Origin of the sequence: Sinobacterium caligoides (genome assembly GCF_003752585.1) — a bacterium.
GTDB lineage: Bacteria > Pseudomonadota > Gammaproteobacteria > Pseudomonadales > Sinobacteriaceae > Sinobacterium > Sinobacterium caligoides.
The window spans coordinates 727588-749897 of the sequence record NZ_RKHR01000004.1; the positions used below are offsets into that span (position 1 = coordinate 727588).

The following is a 22310-nucleotide window of genomic DNA, read 5'->3' on the forward strand; positions in this document are numbered from 1 at the left end:
AAAGTAACGCTTATTTATGTTAGCGCGTCAGGAATCATTGCTTGCAAAACAATTCATTGCTAGCTTAGTTCGCTGCGTTCCCCCTATTCCCACCATTCCACCTATTCCCCCTACACGAGGAGAGTCTCAGTTGTACGATTCCGATACGATGACGGCGTTAGAAGCGAAATCTCATAGCCAGTGGCTAGCCTTTGGCCCCATTCTCTTTCAGGCCGCCCGAGCAATGAGAGATCTCGGTATCTTGACCACTCTAGACAAGGCGCCAAAACGCAGCGCCAGCATCGAGCAGATTGCCGAGCAGTGTCGACTCACTATTTACGGCGTCTCCGTTCTCCTGGATGTCGGCTTAAGCGCCAAGCTTGTCTACCTCCGTGACGACCTCTATACACTCACCAAGGCCGGCTATTTTATGCTGCACGACACCATGACGCAGGTGAATATGGACTTCACCCAGGACATTTGCTACCGCGGCATGGACCATCTTCAGACAGCAATCACCGAAGGCCGTCCCGCCGGCCTTTGTGAGCTGGGCGAATGGGAAACCATCTACCCGGCTCTCTCTCTGCTGACGGCGCAGCAACAGAAAAGCTGGTTTCGCTTTGACCACTTCTATTCCGATCAGGCCTTCCCTGAATTGCTGCCGCTCGTCTTTGCCAGCCAACCGAAGAAAATCTACGACCTCGGTGGTAACACCGGCCGCTGGGCTGAACAATGCGTGCGCTATGACGAGCAGGTTGAGATCACCATCATCGACCTTCCTGAGCAAATAGCTCTAGCAAAGAAAAACGCCCTCGATAAAGGCCTTCAAGATCGTATCCTCGGACATGCCACCGATTTACTCGACCCCACCCGCACCATCCCCGGCGGAGCCGATATCTACTGGATGAGCCAGTTTCTCGACTGCTTCAGCGACGACGAGATCGTTAGCATTCTCAGTCGTGTCGCCAGCGCGATGACAGAACAGGCCGCCATCTACATCTTAGAGCTATTCTGGGATCGCCAACAATATGAGGCCGCCGCACTTAGCCTCAACTGTACCTCGCTCTACTTCACTGTACTGGCTAACGGCAACAGCCACTTCTATCATTCCAAGAAAATGATCGAGCTGATTCATCAGGCCGGCCTGAAGGTCGTCGAAGAAGTCGATCAAATCGGACTGGGCCACACCCTATTAAAATGCCAGCGCGTGTAGTGCGACCGCATATCGACACCTGGCTACTGCGACTCTCGCAAATTGAGTCGCTGACCGACCAGGAGCTACTCAACGGCTGCAGCCCCGCCGAGCGGCAGCGAGCCCAAGGCATTCGCACAACAGCTAGAGGCGACCACACAAAGCGTGCATCTCCACGCCGCCAGTTTCTCGCCGGTCGCTGGCTGGCCCGCCGACTCGTGAAAAACACACTGCAACAGGCCACCTCTACATCACCCCCGACAATCAACATCGCCGCTCAAGGCAAGCCCGAGGTCATCAGCCATCCCAAAGCAAAACTAACGATTAGCCATAGCGGTGACCACGTTATCGCCAGCTGCGGCCTACTAACAGATGCCGATATTGGTGTCGATATCGAGGTGCTTCAGGAGAGGGACACTATTGCCCTAGCGGAGCAGTTCTTCCACCCCGAAGAGCAGCGCTGGCTCAAACAGCAAGTAAACCATACTCCGCTATTCTATCGATTGTGGACCGCTAAAGAAGCCTACTTGAAAGCTGGCGGCGGTGACGATTTATTGAGCACCTTACAGCGACTCTACTTCATCAACAGCACGCCTCCTGAGGCATACTCACACCTTCCCGGCTACCTGTACCAGAGCGAAATCGACAGCAATCCCATCAGCCTCTGCCTGCTTGGTGATTATTCAACGCCCCCCAGTAACCTCGTTCTCGATTACATCGAACAGCGGCAGCTCCCCGTCAGCACGCTAAGACTGCTACCAACAACCCCATGCAATTACTAGTAACCAGCTCACAATTTCGAATACATCAATATTTTCAACACTTCCTCTAAAAGCCTGCACATAGGCTACAACCACCATAAGCTTTAGGATAGAATTGCGCGTTTTTTATCCAACGCAGAGGGTGTCATGTCAGAATCCAGTGTCACAAAACTTAACGCAACAGAGGCCCGCCAGCTGGGCGCTTACCTCCGTTCAAAACGTGCACCCAGCGGCAGCCTCAGTCTGAACGGTTTGAAAGGCTATCTCTTTGCCGTCTGCGCTTGTCCGCAGAGCACCCCTAGCGAACAATGGCTACCCGCGATCTTCGCTGGCGAGATGCCCAGCTTCGCCGACAAAGACCAGACGATTCTCCCCCTCATCGACCAACTGATGCGGCACACCCAGCAAGAAGTTAATAACGCCGAATACAAGCTACCTGCCAACTGCAGTTTTAAGAAAGATGATATCGAGAGTAATTTCCTCGCCGGTAGCGCCCTGCACGAGTGGTCGGCGGGATTCACCCTCGCCCTGCAGGCGAACATAGAGAGCTGGCGCAGCTTCGCCGACAGTGACGCGGAGCTGAAACAAGAGCTGCTTTCACTGTGGAGCTATCTCACCTTCTTCGGCAACCGTGAAGCCGCAGCACAAAGCGCTAAGGATAATAAGGCCGAAGACTTCGCCCGCTTCGCCTACGAGACTCGCCAACAACTCACTACGGTCATCAAACAGTACGCGGCGCACGCCGTACAACGACAAGGTCAGAGCACTACGGCGGAGAACCAATCGGTCGAAAACACCGACGAAGGCCTCGATGCCGTCGACAAGTTACTCGCGCGCGCAGCCCAGGCGAGCAGCAGCGCCGAAGTCGTCGAGTTGGCCACCGAAGCGTTGGCTATCGATCCTGAACGCGTAGACACACTGCTTTTACTAGCGCGCTACACCGCCAAAAACGTCACCGACTACATCACCAAGCTACGCGTCGCAGTGATCACCGGCGAGAAGAATCTCGGCGATGCCTTCTTCGACCAACACAGCGGCAATTTTGGCAGCCAAACACAGAGCCTAGATTACCTTGAAGCCCTTAGCAGTCTGGCCAATGCCTATATCATGGACAAGCAAATTGAAGAAGGCATTGCCACATACGAGCGCTGCCTCAGCCTCAACAACGACGATCAACACGCCAACCGCTACTCATTGATCAACCTCTACCTCGGCCAGCAAGCCATCGACAAGGCCGAGCAACTCCTCGGTCGCTACCCCGATGATGACAGCGCCTTTTTTAATTACAGCCGCACACTGCTGAGCTTCATGCGTCACGGCAATAACAGCGATAGCCGAAAGCTAAAAAAGGCGGCAATCAAGAGCAACAAATACGTGGCAAAATATCTCAGCGGCCGCAACAAAGTGGCGAAACAGATCCCACAACAATTCACCCGCGGCGACAGGGATGAAGCAATGATTTACTGCTTCGAGACCCAATCCACCTGGCGCAAAGCTGCAGGTTCCATCCCCTGGTTGCTAAAAAAGTAATCACCGCAACTCAATACGGGGATCGTCCCTGCTCCGTATTGAGCCATTACGCTCCGCCCCGATTCGGCTAGACTCTATTAAGACCCGCACTTGTAACCAAGCGCAGGTTAAGTACCTCTGAAGCTAGTCCATGGTACTTGCGTGCTAATTCGGGTAAGATGCACGCCCGCCAAAACTGGCGGCTCTATTTCCGCGCAATCACGAGATAATCTATGAGCTTTGCCGACCTGGGCCTTTCGGCCCCTATCCTGAAGGCCGTTGCCAAACAGGGCTACGACACCCCATCCCCGATCCAAGCTGCGGCCATCCCTGCCGTACTAGAGGGACGAGATGTCATGGCCGCGGCACAGACCGGTACGGGGAAAACGGCAGGGTTCACCCTGCCGATCCTAGAAAAGCTATCCACAGGCACTAGCGCCAATCCCAACCAAGTTCGAGCGCTAATCCTGACCCCGACTCGTGAGCTAGCGGCACAAATTGCCGAAAACGTCGAACAGTACGGTGCCAACCTAACGCTACGCTCAACCGTCGTCTTCGGCGGCGTCAAGATCAATCCGCAGATGATGAAGCTTCGGCGCGGTGTCGACATACTCATCGCCACTCCAGGCCGTCTACTCGACCTCTACAACCAGAAAGCGGTACGCTTTGATCAACTTGAGATCCTGGTCCTCGATGAGGCCGATCGCATGCTCGATATGGGCTTTATTCACGACATCAAAAAGATACTCGCCGTACTGCCGAAGCGCCGACAAAACCTATTGTTTTCCGCCACCTTCTCTGACGACATCCGCAACCTTGCACGCGGTTTAGTCAACGATCCTGTCGAGGTCTCTGTCGCTGCTCCCAACAGCACCGCCGACCGTGTTGAACAGTGTATCTACCCTGTGGATAAAAAACAGAAGACACGACTGCTGATCAAGCTAATTCTTGATAATGAATGGCAGCAAGTACTGGTCTTCTCGCGCACTAAGCATGGTGCCAACCGCATCAGTAAGACGCTAGAGGAAGCCGGCATTAGCTCCGCTCCCATCCACGGCAACAAGAGCCAGGCAGCCCGCACCAAGGCACTGGCCGGTTTCAAATACGGCAAAGTCAGAGTCCTGGTGGCCACCGACATCGCCGCCCGCGGCATCGACATTGACCAACTGCCACAGGTCGTCAACTTCGATCTACCCAACGTTGCCGAAGATTATGTTCATCGCATCGGCCGTACAGGCCGTGCTGGTGCCAGCGGCTGTGCCGTCTCTCTTGTTTCTAACGACGAAGAGCAGCAGCTCAGCGATATCGAGCGCCTGCTCAAGCGCCACCTAGAACGGCATATTATCGACGGTTTCAAGCCGGTACAGGAGGTCGCCGAGACCAACCTCAGCCGCAGACAAAAAAAGCCCAAGAAGGCCAGGACACCCAGAGAGCATCACGACGGCCAACGCAGTACCGGCAGCAGCAACCAACGCTCCCGTCACGCCAATGAACGCAGTGATGGCGGCCAGAGAGGCAGTGACCGACGCGGTAACAGTAGCGATGGCGAGTCAGGCGAAGGCAAACGCCCCTCACGAGCCCAGCAGAACCGCCCCGGTAATCGTAACGGCCAAAAACGTCGTCGCCCCCAGGGCGGCGGCAATCAGAGTAGCAGCCGGTCTGACAACAGCCCAAGCGGTAATCGTTAACAGCCGCTCTTCATTTAGCCTTAAGAAGCTCCTAATAAGAGCTGCCCTTTAAGGCTAAACTTTCCAGGTTCGATAGAGTACAGAGAGCCGATAGGCCCGCTGGCACACAGCATTGCAGCTTAATGCCGCCAAGCCCTCCCACTGAATAAGGCACTTAATCATGGATACACCACAACGCAGTATTACGCTAAGATTCTTAGCCGAGCCACAAGATGTCAATTTTGGCGGCAAGGTGCACGGCGGTGCCGTAATGAAGTGGATCGACCTAGCCGCCTATGCCTGTTCCGCAGGCTGGAGCGGCCGCTACTGTGTCACCGCCTATGCCGGCGGCATCCGCTTCATCGCTCCCATCCATGTGGGCAACTTAGTCGAGGTGGAAGCCAAGGTAATCCATACCGGTAATTCCTCAATGCACATTGCCATCGAGGTCAATGCCTGCGACCCGAAGTCTCTGAACAAACGCCAAACCACTCAGTGCATCGTTATTATGGTCGCCGTCGATGAGAGTGGCGAGAAAATCAAAGTCCCAACCTGGGTGCCTGAGACCGAAGAAGATATCAAGCAACACGAGACGGCGATCAAGTTAATGGCTATGCGTCAAACCATTAACGAAGAGATGGAAATATTCAGGGATAAGTAACGCCCTTTACCAGGCCCGACAGGGCCCTTTCTCCGCTGTAAAAGTATCTCCCCATAGCTCACCTGGCCATCACGTTACCGTTAGTATCATCATATTAGCTTTCAGCACACCATCTGACCGAAATTTACTCATTTATTCAAAAACGGTTACGTCGACCGTTTTTTCATCGTGAAACTCTTGTCCCAGAAATCATTTCATAGCAAGATGAAACCACATTGAGACGAGCGAATAACAACAACATTAAGCCTCGACCTCTCTGTCAATACCGTTGAGTATTTGTCGTAATAATTACAATAATTGATCGGGGAAATCATCATGGGAATACAGCAACAGAACTACGAAAAACTTGATGAAAACTTTATCTATCGCGCTACTGTTATTGATCAGCACGGCAATGAAGTTAGGATCACCAGCGCGATGATAGACGACGCCTGCAACAAGCTTATCGCTGCCGACAAGCAAAATAGCCAAGCCCGTTAAAGCCCTGCTTACTTATCAGCAAAACTAACACTGTATCGCCCTCCCTAGATACAGTGTTGCTCCTGCTCACGCAATCGCCACGAACAACCGCTGCAATAATCCCTCCCCATAGACACTATCTATGTTGGCACTGCTTTCATTGTTTATAACGTCACGATAAGATAATCGAAACGTATAAATAATAACGACACCCAGCATGCATAACAAAACGCAAAAAGCGCCAGACAGCCTCATCGACTCGTCGGGAAACCCCCTCTTTGGCTTCTTTGATGCCCCCATCGCAAACTTAGGTATCGATCGCTTTGCCTATACCGATGCCATGGACAAACCCGCTGGCGCAATCAGCAAATATTTCCATTACAAGCAGTTCCAGTTTGTTTGCATCAACACCGGCGATTTCCTCATTGGCTTAGCGGTTGCGGACATACGCTATATCGGCACGGCTTTCTGTTATCTCTACGATCTCAGCAACAACCAACTAGTTGAGCAGAGTTGGCTTCGCCCCATGGGTATCGGCTATCAAATGACGCCGTCGCCTAGACAGGGCTCGGCACACATAGGAACATCTGGCTCATCCATCCACTTCGATATTGACGATGGCCAATGGCGAGTCATCATCGACACCGCGAACATTCAGGCTGATCTCAGCCTCCTGCAACCTTGCGGCAGCCTGCCCCTCGCCATGTGCAGCCCTACCGGCTACAGCGGCTGGACCTACACACAAAAACACAACGCACTGAAAGTATCCGGTACACTCAAGGTCAACCATCACGCTATTCCCTTAGAATGCGCACTGGCCAGCTATGACTTTTCCGCGGGTTATATGCGCCGCGAAACTAGCTGGCGCTGGGCCAGCGTCAACGCTAGCACCCAAGACGGGTTACTGGGCCTCAACCTTGCCGCCGGCGTCAATGAAACCGGCTGCTGCGAGAATGCCTTCTGGCTCGACGGTGAGAGACACTACCTCCCCCCCGTACGCTTCGACTTTCCTCGACACAGTAGTAGAAGCGACAATAGCTGGCACATCTACAGCGATAACGGCCAGGTTGACCTACACTTCACCCCGCTCAACAACCGCAGTGAGAAACTCAACCTGCTATTGCTGAAAAACAACTTTCGCCAGTTTATCGGCTATTTCAACGGCACCATCCGCTCTCCGGATAAGCGCGAGCTGAAACTCAACGAGACCCTAGGAATCACCGAAGACCATTTCTCTCGCTGGTAAAATAACAAACAAACACGTGACCGCACACGGCTTGCTCCATACTCTCGGTATGTGTACTGTGACTACATTCGATAAAAAATGATGGCGACCAACATGACAACCTCGGTATATCTCGCACGCACAATCCTGAACAGCTTCGAGGCCATGTTCGCCGACTTTCAAAATGTCACGCTGGGTGCCAAGGCACGCTTCGAGCAGGCTGACTGGCTCGCCGTCCACTCTGCGCAGAAAAGCCGCCTAGAAATTTACAAGGCAAAGATTGCCCAGCTGACCGAGCTACTCCGCACTTTGGCCGGTGAGCGCGTCGATGAGGGTCTACTGTGGCGGCAGGCCAAGCGTGACTATCTCACCTTAATCAGCCACCACATCAACTACGAAATTGCCGAATCCTTCTTCAACTCCATCTACTGTTCCATCTTTAAACATCGTCATATTAGCGATAATGAAGCTTTTGTTTTATCTTCAAAGATGGCCGTCGACCCCAGCACCGACTTTCCGGTTTACCGTAGCTATAACACCTTCAGCAACGTCCCCAACATGATACGCAAGATCATCGACGACTACCCCTTCGATGTCGCTTACGAAGACTTAGACCGAGACATTCGTGCAGCCACACGCAGCGCTATCGAAAACATCACTCCCCAAATTATTGGTGATCACCACAATATTCGCGTCGACGTTTTAAACCCGGTGTTCTTCCGTAACAAGGGCGCCTACTTAGTCGGACGAATACTCAACGACGATACCGCTCCGATCCCCTTCGTACTACCCATCGTCAACGCACCAGAACGCGGCCTGCGCATCGACACCCTCATCTTCGCCCCCGATGAGGTCAGCGTCATCTTCAGCTTCACCCGCTGGTATTTTATGGTCGACTCGCAAGTGCCATCACAAATCGTCTCTTTCCTACACGGGCTGATGCCGCAGAAGCGCATCTCTGAGCTCTACAGCTGTATTGGTTTCCGCAAGCATGCAAAGACAGAGTTCTACCGCGATTTCATCGACCACCTTGCCAGCTCTGACGACCAGTTTGTCGTTGCTCCAGGTATCAAAGGTATGGTCATGGCCGTGTTTACCCTCCCCTCTCTCGACATTGTCTTTAAACTCATCAAAGATAAGTTCACCCCGCCAAAGGAGGTCACTGCCGATATCGTTCGTGAAAAATATCGCTTAGTCACACGCAGCGACCGGGTTGGGCGCATGGCCGACACACAAGAGTTTAAGCACCTTCGTATCCCCAAACACCGTTTCAGCGATGAGCTACTCGCCGAGCTTTATCAAGACGCACCATCACTGCTCTCCGAGGAAGATGGCGACATCATTATCAAGCACCTCTACACCGAGCGCCGTATGACACCGCTGAACCTCTATCTTCGCGATGCAAACGATCAACAGCTTTGGAGTGTGATGGATGAATACGGTAACGCTATCAAAGAGCTTGCGGCCGCTAATATATTCCCCGGTGACATGCTACTAAAAAACTTTGGCGTCACCCGCCACGGCCGTGTGGTATTTTATGATTACGATGAAATTTGCCACATCACCGACTGCCATTTCCGCAGTATTCCCGCACCGATGACTCCCGAGCAAGAGATGGCTTCGACCCCTTGGTACTCCGTCGGAGAGTTCGATATTTTTCCCGAAGAGTTCGGTCTGTTTTTCGCAGGTAACCGCAAGGCTCGACAAGCCTTCGACCAATTACACAGCGACCTCTACAGTGTTGAGTTCTGGTTAGAGCTACAGAAAAATATCCAACAGGGACAATTCATGGATGTCTTCCCCTATCGTCGTAACCGCCGCTTTATCCGCGACAGAAAGCCAAGTACCTAACAGGTAAACCTGTTATGTCGAAAAAGTAATCAATTTGTTCACGGCCATACCTCAGGCTAAGTTAAGCCATATAATCAGCACCTACACACAGACTTATCAACAGAAATGGTGGATAGTTATTACAACTCAGAGAAACTATTCACAACCCCGAAGGATTATATAGATCGCCTATTAGAACACTTTATTATAGATGTTAACGCCATCATCCCGGCCTAAGCGACTCCCTGTCAGCATTAATGAATCATTCTTGATTTATCAAACAGCTACATGTCTCGTCGCATTTAGTCCACAAGCTAGACTTCCCCTCCTACACAAGCTCAAAACGCTTCACATACCTTTCTATGTTGCTCTCAGCACTCGGTCTTCGCTATGGTTACGCAAACTTTACCAAAAGGCTTCGCAGCATCATCATGATAAAACTTTTAATTCGTACAATACTTGCCTTAGCTGGACTCGTTATTCTCGTCATCAGTGTTTGTCTGCTGGCCCCCAATAAAACACTACGCCCATTACTGACGCAGCAAGCCACACAGCTACTAAGTACAGACGTCAGCATTGCTAGCCTTGAGTTATGCCTGAGCTGCAACACACTGCAGTTCAATAAGATCATCATAGAAAGCCCTGAGGGCTTCGGCAATCAACCGTTACTGCAGATCACCCAGGCCACAATCGAACTAAGGCTCAATCAACTTTATCGGGAACCGATTTTCGTTGATAACATAGCATTATCAGGCGTGCATGTTCATTATCTAAAAACCGGTAAGCGTAGCAACATCACGAGCCTCTTGGCTCAACTGCCACACCAAGACTTCTTCTCTGATGAGCAGCCTATGCAAGAAAACACAGCTCACTCTGCCGGGCAGCAAAAATTATTGGTTGATCATTTGACTCTCACCGACGTCACGGTCTCCGCACACAGCCCAGAGATAGGAAGTGAGACACTAGAGCTGAAATTACCGCCCCTTGAGCTCTTCGAGCTTGGCGGTAAAAATGGCCAACCCGCTGGCGCTATCGCAGCGCAAGTGATCGCTCGCCTACAACTAGAGCTCGCTGCCGCACTGATCCGCAACCCCGCTTTCAGAGAGCGTATACGCCAGCAAGCTGCGCAGCGACTTCGCCTGCGCGCCTCCGAAAACTAATATTAATCGTTACGAAGAACACTTATATAAAAAAAAGCAGTCTAGGGGCTTGTCAGCACCTAGGCTGCGTGTCTATAATGCGCCCACTTTCGCAGAGGGCCGGTAGTTCAGCTGGTTAGAATGCCGGCCTGTCACGCCGGAGGTCGCGGGTTCGAGTCCCGTCCGGCCCGCCATATTTTTATGGCACGCGAAGAGTCAACTTAACTGTCTACAGTTATCGCATGCAGCAGCATCGACTAACTTTATTCAGCGCATTGCGGGCCGGTAGTTCAGCTGGTTAGAATGCCGGCCTGTCACGCCGGAGGTCGCGGGTTCGAGTCCCGTCCGGCCCGCCACTTTTCTTTATATTCTCCCTAAGCAATAACTTACTGCTTATCTGGTATTATAGCGCTCAAAGCATAATCACCATCAACCTCGTATCCCTTATTTACCTCACCTCGCTTAAACCGTAGAATAGCGCCAGCAGTTTATGCCGCTACAACGCAGTATATTCACGCCCCTCTTTCGCTACCGGAATGCACGACTTGTCTACTCCCGTCAAAAAAAACGCGTTCGGCCGACTCCTCAAGCTATGGCGTAATACACGCAACATGAGTCAAGAAGAGCTCTCATTAGAGGTCGGAGTTTCAAGCCGCCATATCAGTTTTCTAGAAACTGGTCGCTCTAATCCTGGACGCAAACTGGTCGGCCAAATAGCGGAGGTCTTCAAGCTATCTACACGTGATCGCAATAACCTACTGGTCGCCGCAGGCTTCACTCAGACCGAGCTGGAAGCTGATCAACGGCAGCACCACCTCATCACGAAGACGCTGCAACTCACCCTCTCTGGTCTCGATCCAACCCCCGCCTGCGCCAGCGACGCCTACGGCAACATCATCATGGTCAACCGCGCCTGGGTGAGACTATATCAACGCTACGGTATCGACCTCAGCAGCGACGGGCGTATTAATTCCTACCACCTCTATTTCTCTAACAAGGGACTAAAGCCCTACTTAGTGGGCTGGGATGACATCGCCTGCGCGCTACTTATGAACCTGCAGCAAGAAGTGTTACTAACCGATGACGCACGCGCCCTCGATATTCTTGAGGAGCTGCTCAACTACCCTGATATCCCCGAGAATTGGCAGCGACGCAGCGATCAGATTGGCTATCAGCACAGTTTTCGTGTCAGCCTGCGCGCCCTCGATGGCCTCTCCACCGAAGAGCTGGTCTGCGTCAATCACACCGTTGGAGCCACACCGTTTATCAGCGAGCCTCGCATTATTATCTCCAGCTTTCACCGCACCGATGGCCTACCAATAGAAGGCACCGAAGAGCTCAGCGCTATCGATCACCCTCTATTGTATAAATACTTCTAACCCCATTTACAACCAGAGTCTCGCGAGCTGATCATGCCTAAAAAAAAGCCTTCTCAAGACAAACAGCAGGACGTAAAAGAACAAGGCGCATTAGGTTTTAGCGAGAGCTACTGGCGCGAGAATTACCACAACCTCGACGATATGGACGGCATCTACAACGCGCGCGATCATGCACTGTACCTTAGGGCCGTGTTCGCCCTCGACCAGATCCAGATCCGTAGCGTCGCCGACTTTGGCTTTGGCCCAGGACACCTATTCGCCGCCGTCTTAGATACCTTTAAACCGTACAAATGCCTCGGCCTCGAGCCCAGTATTAGCGCCTTCACACGAGCGCAACAACTGCTCAAACGGTCTGGCAGTACACTGCTGCATACCGATCTACTGAGCTGGTGTCGCGATGAGAGCCAGCAGAAACGATTTGATCTAGGGCTCTGCACCTCGGTGCTGCAGTATCTTAACGACGAAGAGTTAGCACAGGTGCTACCGATCCTGGCGCAGCGACTAAAATACCTCTACCTCACCGTCCCCACCAGCCACGAACAACAACGCTTCATTGATGAGTACGACTTTATCGACAACTACGCCTATAGCCGTAGCCGTGAGCAGTATCTCGCCATGCTCAGCCCGTATTTCACCATCGTTTCAGGGCGTATCCTTGAAAGCAAACAACACTTTAATGAGAAGAACAGCGACTTTACTGAAAACCTCTATCGCTTCTAAAAAGCAAGGGCTCTCACAACAAGTAGGATAACTGAGGGGAGGGCAGAAAGCTGAAGTTACGCGGAGAAAGATAGACTTAACATGTCGCGAGGAGACCGCCTCCTCACGACAGGTACTCAATTAATTATCGCGCAGCGCCTCATCAATCTCACGCTGATACTCATCGCGCATCGCCTGTAGCTCCTCGGGGGAGTCGGCCAAAATCTTCAGGGCAAATTCAACAGAATCTAAACCCTCACTCTCTGCCTCTTCAGCAAAGGCGTTATAGAGCGTTGACGCTCGTAACCGGTTAATATCATCGGTACTGTCTTCAACAGCTAACCGATCTAGCTCCGCCTGTACGACAGGGTGCGTCGCAAGGAAACGGTCACATGCAACTTCATAACGCTTATTTTTGGCCACCAACATAACGAACTCCATTGAAAAATGTACTATTTCATTATTTTCCCTGTACTAAGCAGGGGACGGTCACAACTTTTTATACGATCCATCTATTAACTAATGGCACTTTCCTAGCACCGAAATTTTAGACTAGCAGAAATTTTTACCCCTGCCTATGCTCGTCAACATTAACAGTGTCGAACTAGTGGGTTAGCCTAAAAATGAAAAAAGGCGCCAAGAGGCGCCTAAATTACTGGAACATGCAGGTAAATCCTCGCGTTATAACTCCTCTTCCGGAATATCCATGATCGCTCCCGCACCGTAGCTCATTGACAACGCCAACGCTTCAGCGCGTGGAAGTAACTGCTCACAGAATACTCTCGCAGTCGTCACTTTGTTTCGGTAGAAAGGCTCTTGCTGCTGCTTCGGTGCCGCTATCGCCGCCGATTTCATCAGCAACCAGGCCCCCCAGACATAGCCAGACAACATCATGAAGTTCGTCGCCGTACTGCCCACCCAGATGGCATCCTGGCCATTGCTCTTAATATCCTCGAGCAACCCCTGATAACGCGTCAATGAAGCGGCAACGGCAGAGGTAATGTCGGCTATTTCAACGACCTGCTGCGCCTTCTCTAGATCCTGCTTAATATCTTCCAGCAGCTCTGTCATGGCCACGCCATTATCACGAAGGTATTTTCGGCCAATCAAGTCCGCCGCCTGAATCCCCGTCGTTCCCTCATAAATCGGTAGAATGCGCGCATCCCGCTGATGCTGCGCCGCCCCCGTCTCCTCGATAAAGCCCATACCGCCATGCACTTGCACACCCAGCGAGGTCACCTCTAATGACATTTCAGTGGCCCACCCCTTCGCCACAGGCGTCAGTAGTGCCACACGACGATTAGCACGAGCTTTCGCCTCAGCATCCAGTCCCGCATGCGCCTCATCGACGGCAGCCATTGCAGTATAGAGAATTGAGCGCGATGCCTCCGTCGCCGCTCTCATCGTCATCAACATTCGGCGCACATCGGGGTGCTTAACAATGCCGCCCTGACCACTCACGGTCATCCCCTGAACACGCTCCTTGGCATATTCAACCGCCTGCTGGTAAGCACGCTCACTAATCGCCACCCCCTGCATTCCCACACCTAAACGGGCATTGTTCATCATCGAGAACATGTACACCAAACCGTTGTGCGGCTCTCCGACTAAGTAACCCATAGCGCCTTCGTCATCGCCGAAGGCCATGACGCAAGTCGGGCTAGCGTGAATACCCATTTTATGCTCAATCGAGGCGGCGTAAGCATCGTTTCGCTCACCCAGACTACCGTCCTCATTGACGAGATACTTTGGTACCACAAATAAGGATATGCCTTTCACCCCGGCGGGGGCGTCAGGTAGACGCGCCAACACCAAATGAATGATGTTATCGGTCATATCGTGATCGCCCCAGGTAATGAAGATCTTCTGGCCGAAAATACGGTAACCGTCTCCATCTGGCTCTGCTTTCGTACGAATCGCGGCAAGGTCTGAGCCAGCCTGTGGCTCGGTCAGGTTCATCGTTCCTGTCCACTCACCAGTCACTAATTTTGGCAGATAGGTGTTTTTGATCTCATCACTGGCGTGCAGGGTAATCGCTTCAATACAGCCCTGGCTCAGCATCGGACATAGACTAAACGCGAGGTTAGCCGACTGCGTCATTTCTTGAATGCTGCCGCTCAGCACCTTTGGCAACCCCTGACCACCAAATTCTGGGGACTCAGAAAGACCACCCCACCCCCCTTCGATAAAGTGCTGATAAGCGCCTTTTAAACCGGGAGCGGCGGTAACGGCACGATCTGCAAAACCAGCCCCCGCTTGATCGCAGGAGTGATTGAGCGGCGCAATTTCCTCTCCACAGAGGCGCCCGGCCTCCTCTAGAATCGCACTAACGATTTCAGGGTCACAATCTTCGTTACCGATGGCCGTACAGACTTCAGCTAGATCAACCACTTCCTCTAAATTAAAGCGGATATCACGCAGGGGGGCTCTATAGTCACTCATTAAACAATCCTTCTTATCGGTCCTATGGGGCTCGCCATTTCTATCTTTAGGCGGCACTCTACTCTTAATTTATTTATTTCTATCTTTCACGACAGCATCGACTCTGTCTTATAAACGGGCAATGGTAGCTAGCAGAAACATCAACCCCCTTTCACTAAGAGCCAACAGCCACAAAGAAAATCTGTGTTTATTATCCTCCGGATATCACCGGTATATCTAGAGGACATGTTCTTGCTGGGTTTTATAGTGTCTATTCATCACAGTTATTATCGTGCTCTACCGCTAGGGCATTTAACGATCAAGGTTATCACTGACAACATTGCAATTCAAACCCCCAAAACAATCACTAAACGAGCATCATCGGTCTCTAATTATAGATGAGCTAGAGACTCTGTTAACCTCCATAATATAGACGCAAGCTTCGCGCCAGAAGTGCTTATCAGTTACACTAATCCCCCACTTCACGCTTATCGGCCACCATGACCCAAACCTCTTTTCGCCGCACTCTTAGGTCAACCTAACATGACAACGATAGATGGTTTCTTATTAAGTCGACAGTGGCGCGATATCAAGACCCCCACCGGCTCAGCACTACAGCTCAGCTACTGGTTAAGCACGGCAAAGGGACCTATACAGCTAGTCTTTGATGCAGAAAAGCCCCTATTTTTCCTCCCTCTGGTCAGCACAGAGCAAGCCCTAATAGCGTTGAAAAGCGCGGGCATTCCCCCCTGCAGGCAGCAATCCATCGCCCTTAAGGACTTTCAGCAACAGCCCCAAACGGCCCTCTACTTCAATTCACAACGACAACTTTATCAGGCGAGAAGGCTATTAAAAGAGCTCGGTCTAACACCCCTGGAAGCCGATATTCGCCACTGTGATCGCTTCCTGATGGAGCGCTTCATCACCGCGCCACTGTCCATACAGGGCGAGCTCAAACCTCGCAACGGCTATCTAAAGAGCGTTAACCCACGCCTTAAGAGCAGCCATTACAACCCAACCTTCAAAGTATTATCACTCGACATTGAAACAGCCATGCACCATGACGAGGTATTCTGTATCGGTGCGATTTGCTTCGACCAACAACACCCTGAAATGCATCGACGCTGGGTCTTTATGCGCGACGATGGGCAAACCGCCGTCGATAGCGACGAGCTACTGCACTACTCCAATGAGACGCAACTCATTGAGGCTCTACTCACGCTGATAGAGAACTTTGACCCCGACATCATCATCGGCTGGAACGTCATCAACTTCGACCTACGCTATCTTCAGCGCTGCAGCGATAGGCTAAACATCCGTTTTACCCTCGGCCGCGGCCGTAGCTTCGCCCAGTGGCATGAGTCCAGCAGCGGAGACGACCGCTTCACTTTAACATTACCTGGCCGTGTCGTGCTCGATGGTATCGACACCCTCAAGTCTGCAACTTACAGCTTCGAAAGCTTTTCCCTTAACCACGTCGCCCAGCAGCTACTCGAGCGCGGCAAGCTGCTTCAGTCCGAACAGCGTGGTGAAGAGATTGCCGAGCTATTTCAGAGCGACAAACCTCAGCTAGCCGCCTACAACCTAGAAGACTGTCAGCTCGTTTGGGATATATTCGAGACCACCAGACTCATTGATTTTGCTATTGAACGCGCTCGCTTAACCGGTCTAGCGATGGATCGTATCGGTGGTTCCGTCGCCGCCTTCGACTTCCGCTACCTACCGAGATTACACCGCCAAGGCTACGTCGCCCCCAACCTCAAAGAGTTTCCCGAAGGGGTCGGCAGTCCCGGTGGCTATGTCATGGATAGCTTCCCCGGCATCTACAATCACGTACTCGTGCTCGACTTTAAGAGCCTGTATCCGTCGATTATTCGCACCTTTAATATCGACCCTCTGGCACTGGTGGCCGGCCTGGAGCGTCAGCAGAGTGAAGCCGTACGAGACCGAAAGGAGACTCACAATACCGACACGACCAACCTCGTCGCCGGCTTCAACGGCGCCCTCTTTGATAAGAAGAGCGCGCTACTACCGGCCATTATCGCCGAACTCTGGCAGGCCAGGGATCATGCAAAGCAGCTGCAGAACGCCTCGATGTCTCAGGCCATCAAGATCATCATGAACTCGTTTTATGGTGTGCTCGGCACGCCCGGCTGCCGCTTCTTCGACTACCGCCTCCCCAGCTCCATTACACTGCGTGGTCACCACGTGCTGAACAAAAGCAAAGAGCTAATAGAAAGAGAGGGGCATCGCGTTATCTATGGCGATACCGACTCCGTCTTCGTACTCATTAAAGATGACGAACAGGGCCTCGAAAATACCCAGATTTCAGCAATCGGACGGCGGCTTGCCCAACAACTCAACGACTGGTGGACGCAGCATCTGCGCGAGCACTACCAACTGGAAAGCTTCCTCGAGCTGGAGTTCGAAAGCCACTTTACCCGTTTCATTATGCCAACCATTAGGGGCTCCGATGTCGGCAGTAAAAAGCGTTATGCCGGTACACTGCGACGGGGTGAAAATGAAGAGCTCATTTTCAAGGGCTTGGAAACGGTTAGAACCGACTGGACACGCGTCGCCAGAGACTTTCAGCGGGAACTCTATCGTCGCATCTTCCACGAGCTACCCTATCGAGACTATATTCAGGCTCTCGTCAACGCCATTCACAACGGTGAACATGACGAACAGCTGGTCTACCGCAAGCGGCTAAGACGCAAGCTCGACGAATATCAAAAACACATCCCGCCACATGTTCAAGCGGCACGACTTGCCGACCAGCAACGGGTTAATCAAGGCCTGCCACCGATCTATCAACGTGGCGGCTGGATCGCCTATGTGATGACACTCAACGGCCCAGAACCCGCTGACAACTATTCAGCCACACTCGACTACGACCTCTATATAGAGCGCCAGATAGAGCCCATTGCCGATGGCATCCTGCACTTTCTCGGTCTCACCTTCAGCGATATCTGCGGCAGACAGATCGGATTGTTTGACTAGCCAACTAAAACGTTACCGCCGCCGGACCTCAAGTACATAGAGATCAGCAAGCTATAACGACGACTAATGGTACACTTAAGTCTCCTATGTTATTGAATCCAGCAGTCCTAGGTAGTAGTGCCTAGATATTATTCGCAGCAGAAGGTCTATGCTAGTGCCTCATACCACCCTCGAGGTAACCACAACTATGCTTTGGACGAGCCTCATTCTCACTGTCCTCATGATCCTTCTGATCAGGAGCACACCACACGATCTCAGCACCTTCCGCCTACGCTGTATCGTCGGGGGGAGCGCCATCGGCTATGGTCTCAGCAGTATCGCTATGCACCAACAGGGAACGGTACAAAATATTGCCCTAGCGGGACAAATGATCAGCCTCGTGCTGTTTTGGCTAATCGCTGCCAAACTGCATTATCACAGCCTACACTTCATTCTCTTCAGCACGATCACTGCCTTAATGACTGCTACATCGATAAGTTACATTTCTTTTGCGCAACAATTCTTAGATATGCCAGAAGAGCTAGCAATAGCTATGGGGCTGGGCAGTAGCACGCTATTTTCCGCTATACTGCTGCTATTGATCACCCAACAACAAGACGAACCTACCGACCCCGTTAACGAGCCAACTCAAGTCTCGTAGCTCACCATAGAAAAATAAACGTTAGCTTCAACCTGACACTAGGTGCGCAAAAAGATATTAAAGTACATCCATGTACTAACTCGATCCATCTGCCAATGATTATCTTCTAACTGCCGCCTTCAACACAGCCGTTATATCGGCTTACCGCGTGAGATATTAACCACAAAAACTCAGCACAACCGACAGTATTTTCGACACATCGGTACCGATAACAAAAAACAAACCTGACTAACAAGCAGCTGAAAGAAAAGATAATCCATCAAGAAATACAGCCCACCTCTGGATAGCACACACACAGCAGCTATCTCACATATTCCTTCCCTCATTTCTTTATAAAGAAGCAACAATCAACAGACTTATTAGCCATTCGCGCACAGCGGAGATAATAGCTTCTACGACTCGGCTGCACCCGCTAACATTACAGTGCCGCAAATCCTCTCATAGTGTTGTATCATAGGCGCCAGCTAAAGTGGCTCAGTCTCATCAATGTCACTCGGTGAGAAACTATTTAGGGTGTGGAGTTTAAGTTCATGGCACGCAGCAAGAAGGTTAATTTCGAGAAATCACTATCAGAGCTGGAGACTATTGTCGAACAGCTGGAGGATAGCGAGCTCAGCCTCGAGGACTCTCTTAAACAATTCGAGAAGGGCATTAAGCTCACTCGCGAATGCCAGCAGGCTCTGGATGAAGCAGAACAACGCGTACTCGCTGTCACCGAACAGCAGGATGGCAGCGCCAGTTACACCCCCTTCGAACAGGAAGAGCAATCTTGAGCACCGAGCTTAAACAACAGCTTTACGAAGCTCAGCAACGTATCAATCAAACTTTGGAACAAGCTCTGCTCCGTACCGACTCACCTTTTCAGCATAACACCCAGGCCATGCTCGACGGCTTGTATCAGTCGATTCATTACAGCGTCATGAACGGCGGCAAAAGAATGCGCCCACTGCTGGTCTACGCGGCAGCGCAAACCATAGATAGCCAGGCGTCGCAAAGCGGCCTGGACCGCTGCGCCTGTGCCATTGAGTTTATCCACAGCTACTCCCTCGTTCACGACGACCTACCCGCAATGGACGACGACGACTTACGCCGTGGAAAACCAACCGTACACAAAGCCTTTGATGAGCCTACCGCCATTCTGGCTGGAGACGCCCTACAAGCACAGGCCTTTGAATTAATCGCTAACGCCGACGACCTAACCGCAGAGCAACGCATCGAGTTGATTAAATGCCTCTCTAGTGCCTCTGGGCCCGGTGGCATGGTAGGCGGCCAAGCGATTGACATCGCCGCCACCGGTCTGCATGTCGATCTTGAACACATGCAGGCGATGCACAGCCTAAAAACTGGCGCACTCATCCGCTGCGCTATTGCCTTAGGGGCTATTTGTGCACGTGCTAACAAGCAACAGCGACAGGCACTAGACCACTATGGCCGTGCCGTTGGCCTCGCCTTCCAAGTTCACGACGACATTCTCGATATAGAAGGTGACACGAAAATCCTTGGCAAGATGTCCGGTGCCGACATTGCGCTGAGCAAGTCCACCTACCCCGCTTTGCTCGGCCTCGATGGTGCCAAAGAGAAGGCCAGTGAGCTACTCGCCACAGCCCTCGAGGCCCTCAGCAGTTTTGACGAGCGTGCAGAGACCCTGCGCCAACTGGCCCGTTACGCCGTGACGCGAAAACATTAAATTTATATTACAATAGCGTACCCCTGCCTCGCTGGGGATACAAAGACAAGATTCAGGCGATAACTGAGCGAGTGCCCCTACTGCCAGTATGCCCTCTAACTTCGTGCTGGGGCCAGCCAACAACATGATGCTTAACTATTGATGTTTAAAGATATTCCAGAAACAAGACCGTCGACTCCGCTACTCGATGGTATCGACACTCCCGCCCAGCTACGCCAGCTTAACGTCGACCAGCTGCCTCAGCTCGCCGAGGAGCTACGTGCCTTCCTACTATTTAGCGTCGGTCAAAGTGGCGGCCATTTCGGTGCCGGTCTTGGTGTCGTCGAACTGACTATTGCGCTGCACTATGTCTACGAAACACCCGATGACCGCCTCGTCTGGGATGTGGGCCATCAAACCTACCCCCACAAAATTCTCACTGGCCGCCGAGAGCAAATGACAAAAATCCGTCATGCAGGTGGCTTATCAGGATTCCCAAAGCGCAGCGAAAGCGAATATGACACCTTTGGTGTCGGCCACTCTAGCACCAGCATCAGCGCCGCGCTAGGTATGGCCTTAGCGGGCAAAAAGAGCTGCGCTATCATAGGTGATGGCGCCCTCACCGCCGGCATGGCCTTCGAGGCCATTAACCATGCGGCCGACAAGAAAGCGAATATGCTGGTCGTTCTCAACGACAATCAGATGGCCATTTCACACAGCACCGGCGGCCTCAGTACCTACCTATCGAAAGTATGGGCCTCACCGAGTTACAACAGCCTTCGCCGCAGCGGTAAGAAAGTCTTGGCCAAACTTCCCTCTCCGGCCATGAGCTTTGCCAAGCGCACCGAAGAGCACATGAAAGGCTTTATCTCCCCTGGTACCATCTTCGAAGAGCTTGGTTTCAACTATATCGGTCCTGTCGATGGCCATGACGTCATCGAGCTGGTGGGCTATCTACGCAACCTACGTGAAATGAAAGGCCCCCAGCTACTTCACATCATGACCACCAAAGGCAAGGGTTTTGCGCCCGCCGAAGCCGACCCAGTGGGCTACCATGCCATCACCAAGCTAGAGCCACGGACAGAAAAGGTCGAGAATAGCCCGCAAAACCATCAGAAGAAATACCAAGACATCTTTGGTGACTGGCTCTGTGACACCGCCGCTGAAGATAACCGTCTCACCGCCATCACCCCCGCCATGTGCGAGGGCTCGGGTATGGTCGAGTTCGCCAAACGTTACCCCGACCGCTTCCACGATGTTGCCATCGCCGAACAGCACGCCGTAACCGTTGCCGCAGGCATGGCCTGCGACGGGCTCAAACCGGTTGTTGCCATCTACTCAACCTTCTTGCAGCGCGGCTATGACCAACTAATTCACGACGTGGCCCTACAAAACCTAGACGTACTGTTTGCCATCGACCGTGCTGGCCTTGTCGGTGCCGACGGCGCCACCCATACTGGTAGCTTTGATTTAAGCTTTATGCGCTGCATACCAAATATCGTCATTATGGCGCCAAGCGATGAGAACGAGTGCCGCCTCATGCTCAACAGTGGCTACCATTATCAGGGGCCTGCCGCCGTCCGTTACCCCCGCGGCTGCGGCCCCGGCACAGAGGTTGTGGCAAACGCAACAAGCATTGAGATTGGTAAGGCCCGGCTATTACGCGAGGGGCAACAAGTGGTCATTTTTGCCTTCGGTAGCCTTGTCGAAGCCGCCCGAGCAGCAGCCGAGGCGATCAATGCGACCCTCGTCGACATGCGCTTCATCAAGCCCTTCGACGAAGCGATTGTCGAGCAGCTGAGCCACAGCCATCAACTCGTCGTCACCCTCGAAGAAAACACTATCGCTGGTGGTGCAGGCAGTGCTATCAATGAATTTCTCGCCGCCCAGGGTATCGTTAAGCCGATACTCAACCTGGGACTCCCGGATAGCTTCCCAGAGCACGGCAATCATCAAGCCCTACTCATGGAGATGGGTTTAGATAGCGAGGGGATTTGCCAAAGCATCCGCAGCCGTCTAGAAAAGCTTGTTTAGGCGGCCGTAGATAGAAAAAAGGCCGCTAGTAGCGGCCTTTTTTCTATCT

18 protein-coding genes and 2 tRNA genes are annotated in these 22310 nt (G+C 52.2%); 18 read left to right on the top strand and 2 right to left on the bottom strand.

Features of this window, described 5'->3' with window-relative positions:
• The first annotated feature begins 130 nt into the window (after positions 1 to 130).
• The 13 genes from EDC56_RS09975 to EDC56_RS10030 all read left to right on the top strand — a co-directional run bounded on the left by EDC56_RS09975 (position 131) and on the right by EDC56_RS10030 (position 12521).
• Positions 131 to 1192, top strand: coding sequence for a methyltransferase (locus EDC56_RS09975; protein WP_211333640.1), 1062 nt, complete (start codon positions 131 to 133; stop codon positions 1190 to 1192).
• A complete protein-coding gene (locus EDC56_RS09980; RefSeq protein WP_123712370.1) occupies positions 1177 to 1953 on the top strand; it encodes a 4'-phosphopantetheinyl transferase family protein in 777 nt (258 codons plus the stop codon). The genes EDC56_RS09975 and EDC56_RS09980 overlap by 16 nt, the downstream gene beginning before the upstream one ends.
• 126 nt (positions 1954 to 2079) lie before the next feature.
• Entirely contained in the window at positions 2080 to 3462 is a 1383-nt protein-coding gene (locus EDC56_RS09985) for a YecA/YgfB family protein (protein ID WP_123712371.1), read from the top strand.
• 212 nt (positions 3463 to 3674) lie between these two features.
• Positions 3675 to 5129, top strand: a complete 1455-nt coding sequence (locus EDC56_RS09990; protein ID WP_123712372.1) for a DEAD/DEAH box helicase — start codon at positions 3675 to 3677, stop codon at positions 5127 to 5129.
• A 160-nt stretch (positions 5130 to 5289) separates the two neighbouring features.
• Complete coding sequence (locus EDC56_RS09995; RefSeq protein ID WP_123712373.1) at positions 5290 to 5769, top strand: acyl-CoA thioesterase; 480 nt, start codon at positions 5290 to 5292, stop codon at positions 5767 to 5769.
• A 315-nt stretch (positions 5770 to 6084) separates the two neighbouring features.
• Positions 6085 to 6249, top strand: coding sequence for a PA1571 family protein (locus EDC56_RS19595; protein WP_162844142.1), 165 nt, complete (start codon positions 6085 to 6087; stop codon positions 6247 to 6249).
• A gap of 196 nt (positions 6250 to 6445) precedes the next feature.
• Positions 6446 to 7474, top strand: coding sequence for a DUF2804 domain-containing protein (locus EDC56_RS10000; protein ID WP_123712374.1), 1029 nt, complete (start codon positions 6446 to 6448; stop codon positions 7472 to 7474).
• Positions 7475 to 7567: 93 nt separating this feature from the next.
• Positions 7568 to 9304 (top strand): bifunctional isocitrate dehydrogenase kinase/phosphatase, encoded by a 1737-nt coding sequence (gene aceK / locus EDC56_RS10005; RefSeq protein ID WP_245980675.1) that lies wholly within the window; start codon positions 7568 to 7570, stop codon positions 9302 to 9304.
• A 410-nt stretch (positions 9305 to 9714) separates the two neighbouring features.
• Positions 9715 to 10443, top strand: coding sequence for an AsmA family protein (locus tag EDC56_RS10010; protein ID WP_162844143.1), 729 nt, complete (start codon positions 9715 to 9717; stop codon positions 10441 to 10443).
• 96 nt (positions 10444 to 10539) lie between these two features.
• Positions 10540 to 10616: transfer RNA gene (locus tag EDC56_RS10015), tRNA-Asp, on the top strand.
• Between the two features lie 85 nt (positions 10617 to 10701).
• Positions 10702 to 10778: transfer RNA gene (locus tag EDC56_RS10020), tRNA-Asp, on the top strand.
• A 180-nt stretch (positions 10779 to 10958) separates the two neighbouring features.
• Positions 10959 to 11801 carry an MmyB family transcriptional regulator gene (locus EDC56_RS10025; protein ID WP_123712376.1) on the top strand — a complete coding sequence of 281 codons (843 nt, stop codon included), beginning with the start codon at positions 10959 to 10961 and terminating at the stop codon, positions 11799 to 11801.
• A gap of 33 nt (positions 11802 to 11834) precedes the next feature.
• A complete protein-coding gene (locus EDC56_RS10030; RefSeq protein WP_123712377.1) occupies positions 11835 to 12521 on the top strand; it encodes a class I SAM-dependent methyltransferase in 687 nt (228 codons plus the stop codon).
• Between the two features lie 120 nt (positions 12522 to 12641).
• Here the strand turns inward: EDC56_RS10030 and EDC56_RS10035 are convergent, their stop codons facing one another.
• Both EDC56_RS10035 and EDC56_RS10040 read right to left on the bottom strand, forming a co-directional pair.
• Positions 12642 to 12929 (bottom strand): DUF6388 family protein, encoded by a 288-nt coding sequence (locus EDC56_RS10035; protein ID WP_148059374.1) that lies wholly within the window; start codon positions 12927 to 12929, stop codon positions 12642 to 12644.
• 252 nt (positions 12930 to 13181) lie between these two features.
• On the bottom strand, positions 13182 to 14942 hold the full coding sequence (locus EDC56_RS10040; protein WP_123712379.1) for an acyl-CoA dehydrogenase: 1761 nt from the start codon (positions 14940 to 14942) through the stop codon (positions 13182 to 13184).
• A gap of 522 nt (positions 14943 to 15464) precedes the next feature.
• Here EDC56_RS10040 and EDC56_RS10045 point away from each other — a divergent pair.
• The 5 genes from EDC56_RS10045 to dxs all read left to right on the top strand — a co-directional run bounded on the left by EDC56_RS10045 (position 15465) and on the right by dxs (position 22261).
• Positions 15465 to 17921, top strand: coding sequence for a DNA polymerase II (locus tag EDC56_RS10045; protein WP_123712380.1), 2457 nt, complete (start codon positions 15465 to 15467; stop codon positions 17919 to 17921).
• A 187-nt stretch (positions 17922 to 18108) separates the two neighbouring features.
• Positions 18109 to 18561, top strand: a complete 453-nt coding sequence (locus EDC56_RS10050) for a hypothetical protein (protein ID WP_123712381.1) — start codon at positions 18109 to 18111, stop codon at positions 18559 to 18561.
• Between the two features lie 530 nt (positions 18562 to 19091).
• A complete protein-coding gene (locus tag EDC56_RS10055; protein ID WP_123712880.1) occupies positions 19092 to 19334 on the top strand; it encodes an exodeoxyribonuclease VII small subunit in 243 nt (80 codons plus the stop codon).
• Entirely contained in the window at positions 19331 to 20248 is a 918-nt protein-coding gene (locus tag EDC56_RS10060) for a polyprenyl synthetase family protein (protein WP_245980677.1), read from the top strand. Before EDC56_RS10055 ends, EDC56_RS10060 begins: the two co-directional genes overlap by 4 nt.
• 141 nt (positions 20249 to 20389) lie before the next feature.
• Positions 20390 to 22261 (top strand): 1-deoxy-D-xylulose-5-phosphate synthase, encoded by a 1872-nt coding sequence (gene dxs, locus EDC56_RS10065; RefSeq protein WP_123712382.1) that lies wholly within the window; start codon positions 20390 to 20392, stop codon positions 22259 to 22261.
• Positions 22262 to 22310 lie beyond the last annotated feature (49 nt).

Bases quoted from the DNA above. Each gene is read 5' to 3' on its own strand.
- EDC56_RS10010 (WP_162844143.1), top strand. From the start codon at position 9,715: ATGATAAAACTTTTAATTCGTACAATACTTGCCTTAGCTGGACTCGTT.
- EDC56_RS09985 (WP_123712371.1), top strand. From the start codon at position 2,080: ATGTCAGAATCCAGTGTCACAAAACTTAACGCAACAGAGGCCCGCCAG.
- EDC56_RS10040 (WP_123712379.1), bottom strand. From the start codon at position 14,942: ATGAGTGACTATAGAGCCCCCCTGCGTGATATCCGCTTTAATTTAGAG.
- dxs (WP_123712382.1), top strand. From the start codon at position 20,390: ATGTTTAAAGATATTCCAGAAACAAGACCGTCGACTCCGCTACTCGAT.
- EDC56_RS10025 (WP_123712376.1), top strand. From the start codon at position 10,959: ATGCACGACTTGTCTACTCCCGTCAAAAAAAACGCGTTCGGCCGACTC.
- EDC56_RS19595 (WP_162844142.1), top strand. From the start codon at position 6,085: ATGGGAATACAGCAACAGAACTACGAAAAACTTGATGAAAACTTTATC.
- aceK (WP_245980675.1), top strand. From the start codon at position 7,568: ATGACAACCTCGGTATATCTCGCACGCACAATCCTGAACAGCTTCGAG.
- EDC56_RS10045 (WP_123712380.1), top strand. From the start codon at position 15,465: ATGACAACGATAGATGGTTTCTTATTAAGTCGACAGTGGCGCGATATC.
- EDC56_RS10035 (WP_148059374.1), bottom strand. From the start codon at position 12,929: ATGTTGGTGGCCAAAAATAAGCGTTATGAAGTTGCATGTGACCGTTTC.
- EDC56_RS09980 (WP_123712370.1), top strand. From the start codon at position 1,177: ATGCCAGCGCGTGTAGTGCGACCGCATATCGACACCTGGCTACTGCGA.
- EDC56_RS10055 (WP_123712880.1), top strand. From the start codon at position 19,092: ATGGCACGCAGCAAGAAGGTTAATTTCGAGAAATCACTATCAGAGCTG.
- EDC56_RS09990 (WP_123712372.1), top strand. From the start codon at position 3,675: ATGAGCTTTGCCGACCTGGGCCTTTCGGCCCCTATCCTGAAGGCCGTT.
- EDC56_RS10030 (WP_123712377.1), top strand. From the start codon at position 11,835: ATGCCTAAAAAAAAGCCTTCTCAAGACAAACAGCAGGACGTAAAAGAA.
- EDC56_RS10050 (WP_123712381.1), top strand. From the start codon at position 18,109: ATGCTTTGGACGAGCCTCATTCTCACTGTCCTCATGATCCTTCTGATC.
- EDC56_RS10000 (WP_123712374.1), top strand. From the start codon at position 6,446: ATGCATAACAAAACGCAAAAAGCGCCAGACAGCCTCATCGACTCGTCG.
- EDC56_RS09995 (WP_123712373.1), top strand. From the start codon at position 5,290: ATGGATACACCACAACGCAGTATTACGCTAAGATTCTTAGCCGAGCCA.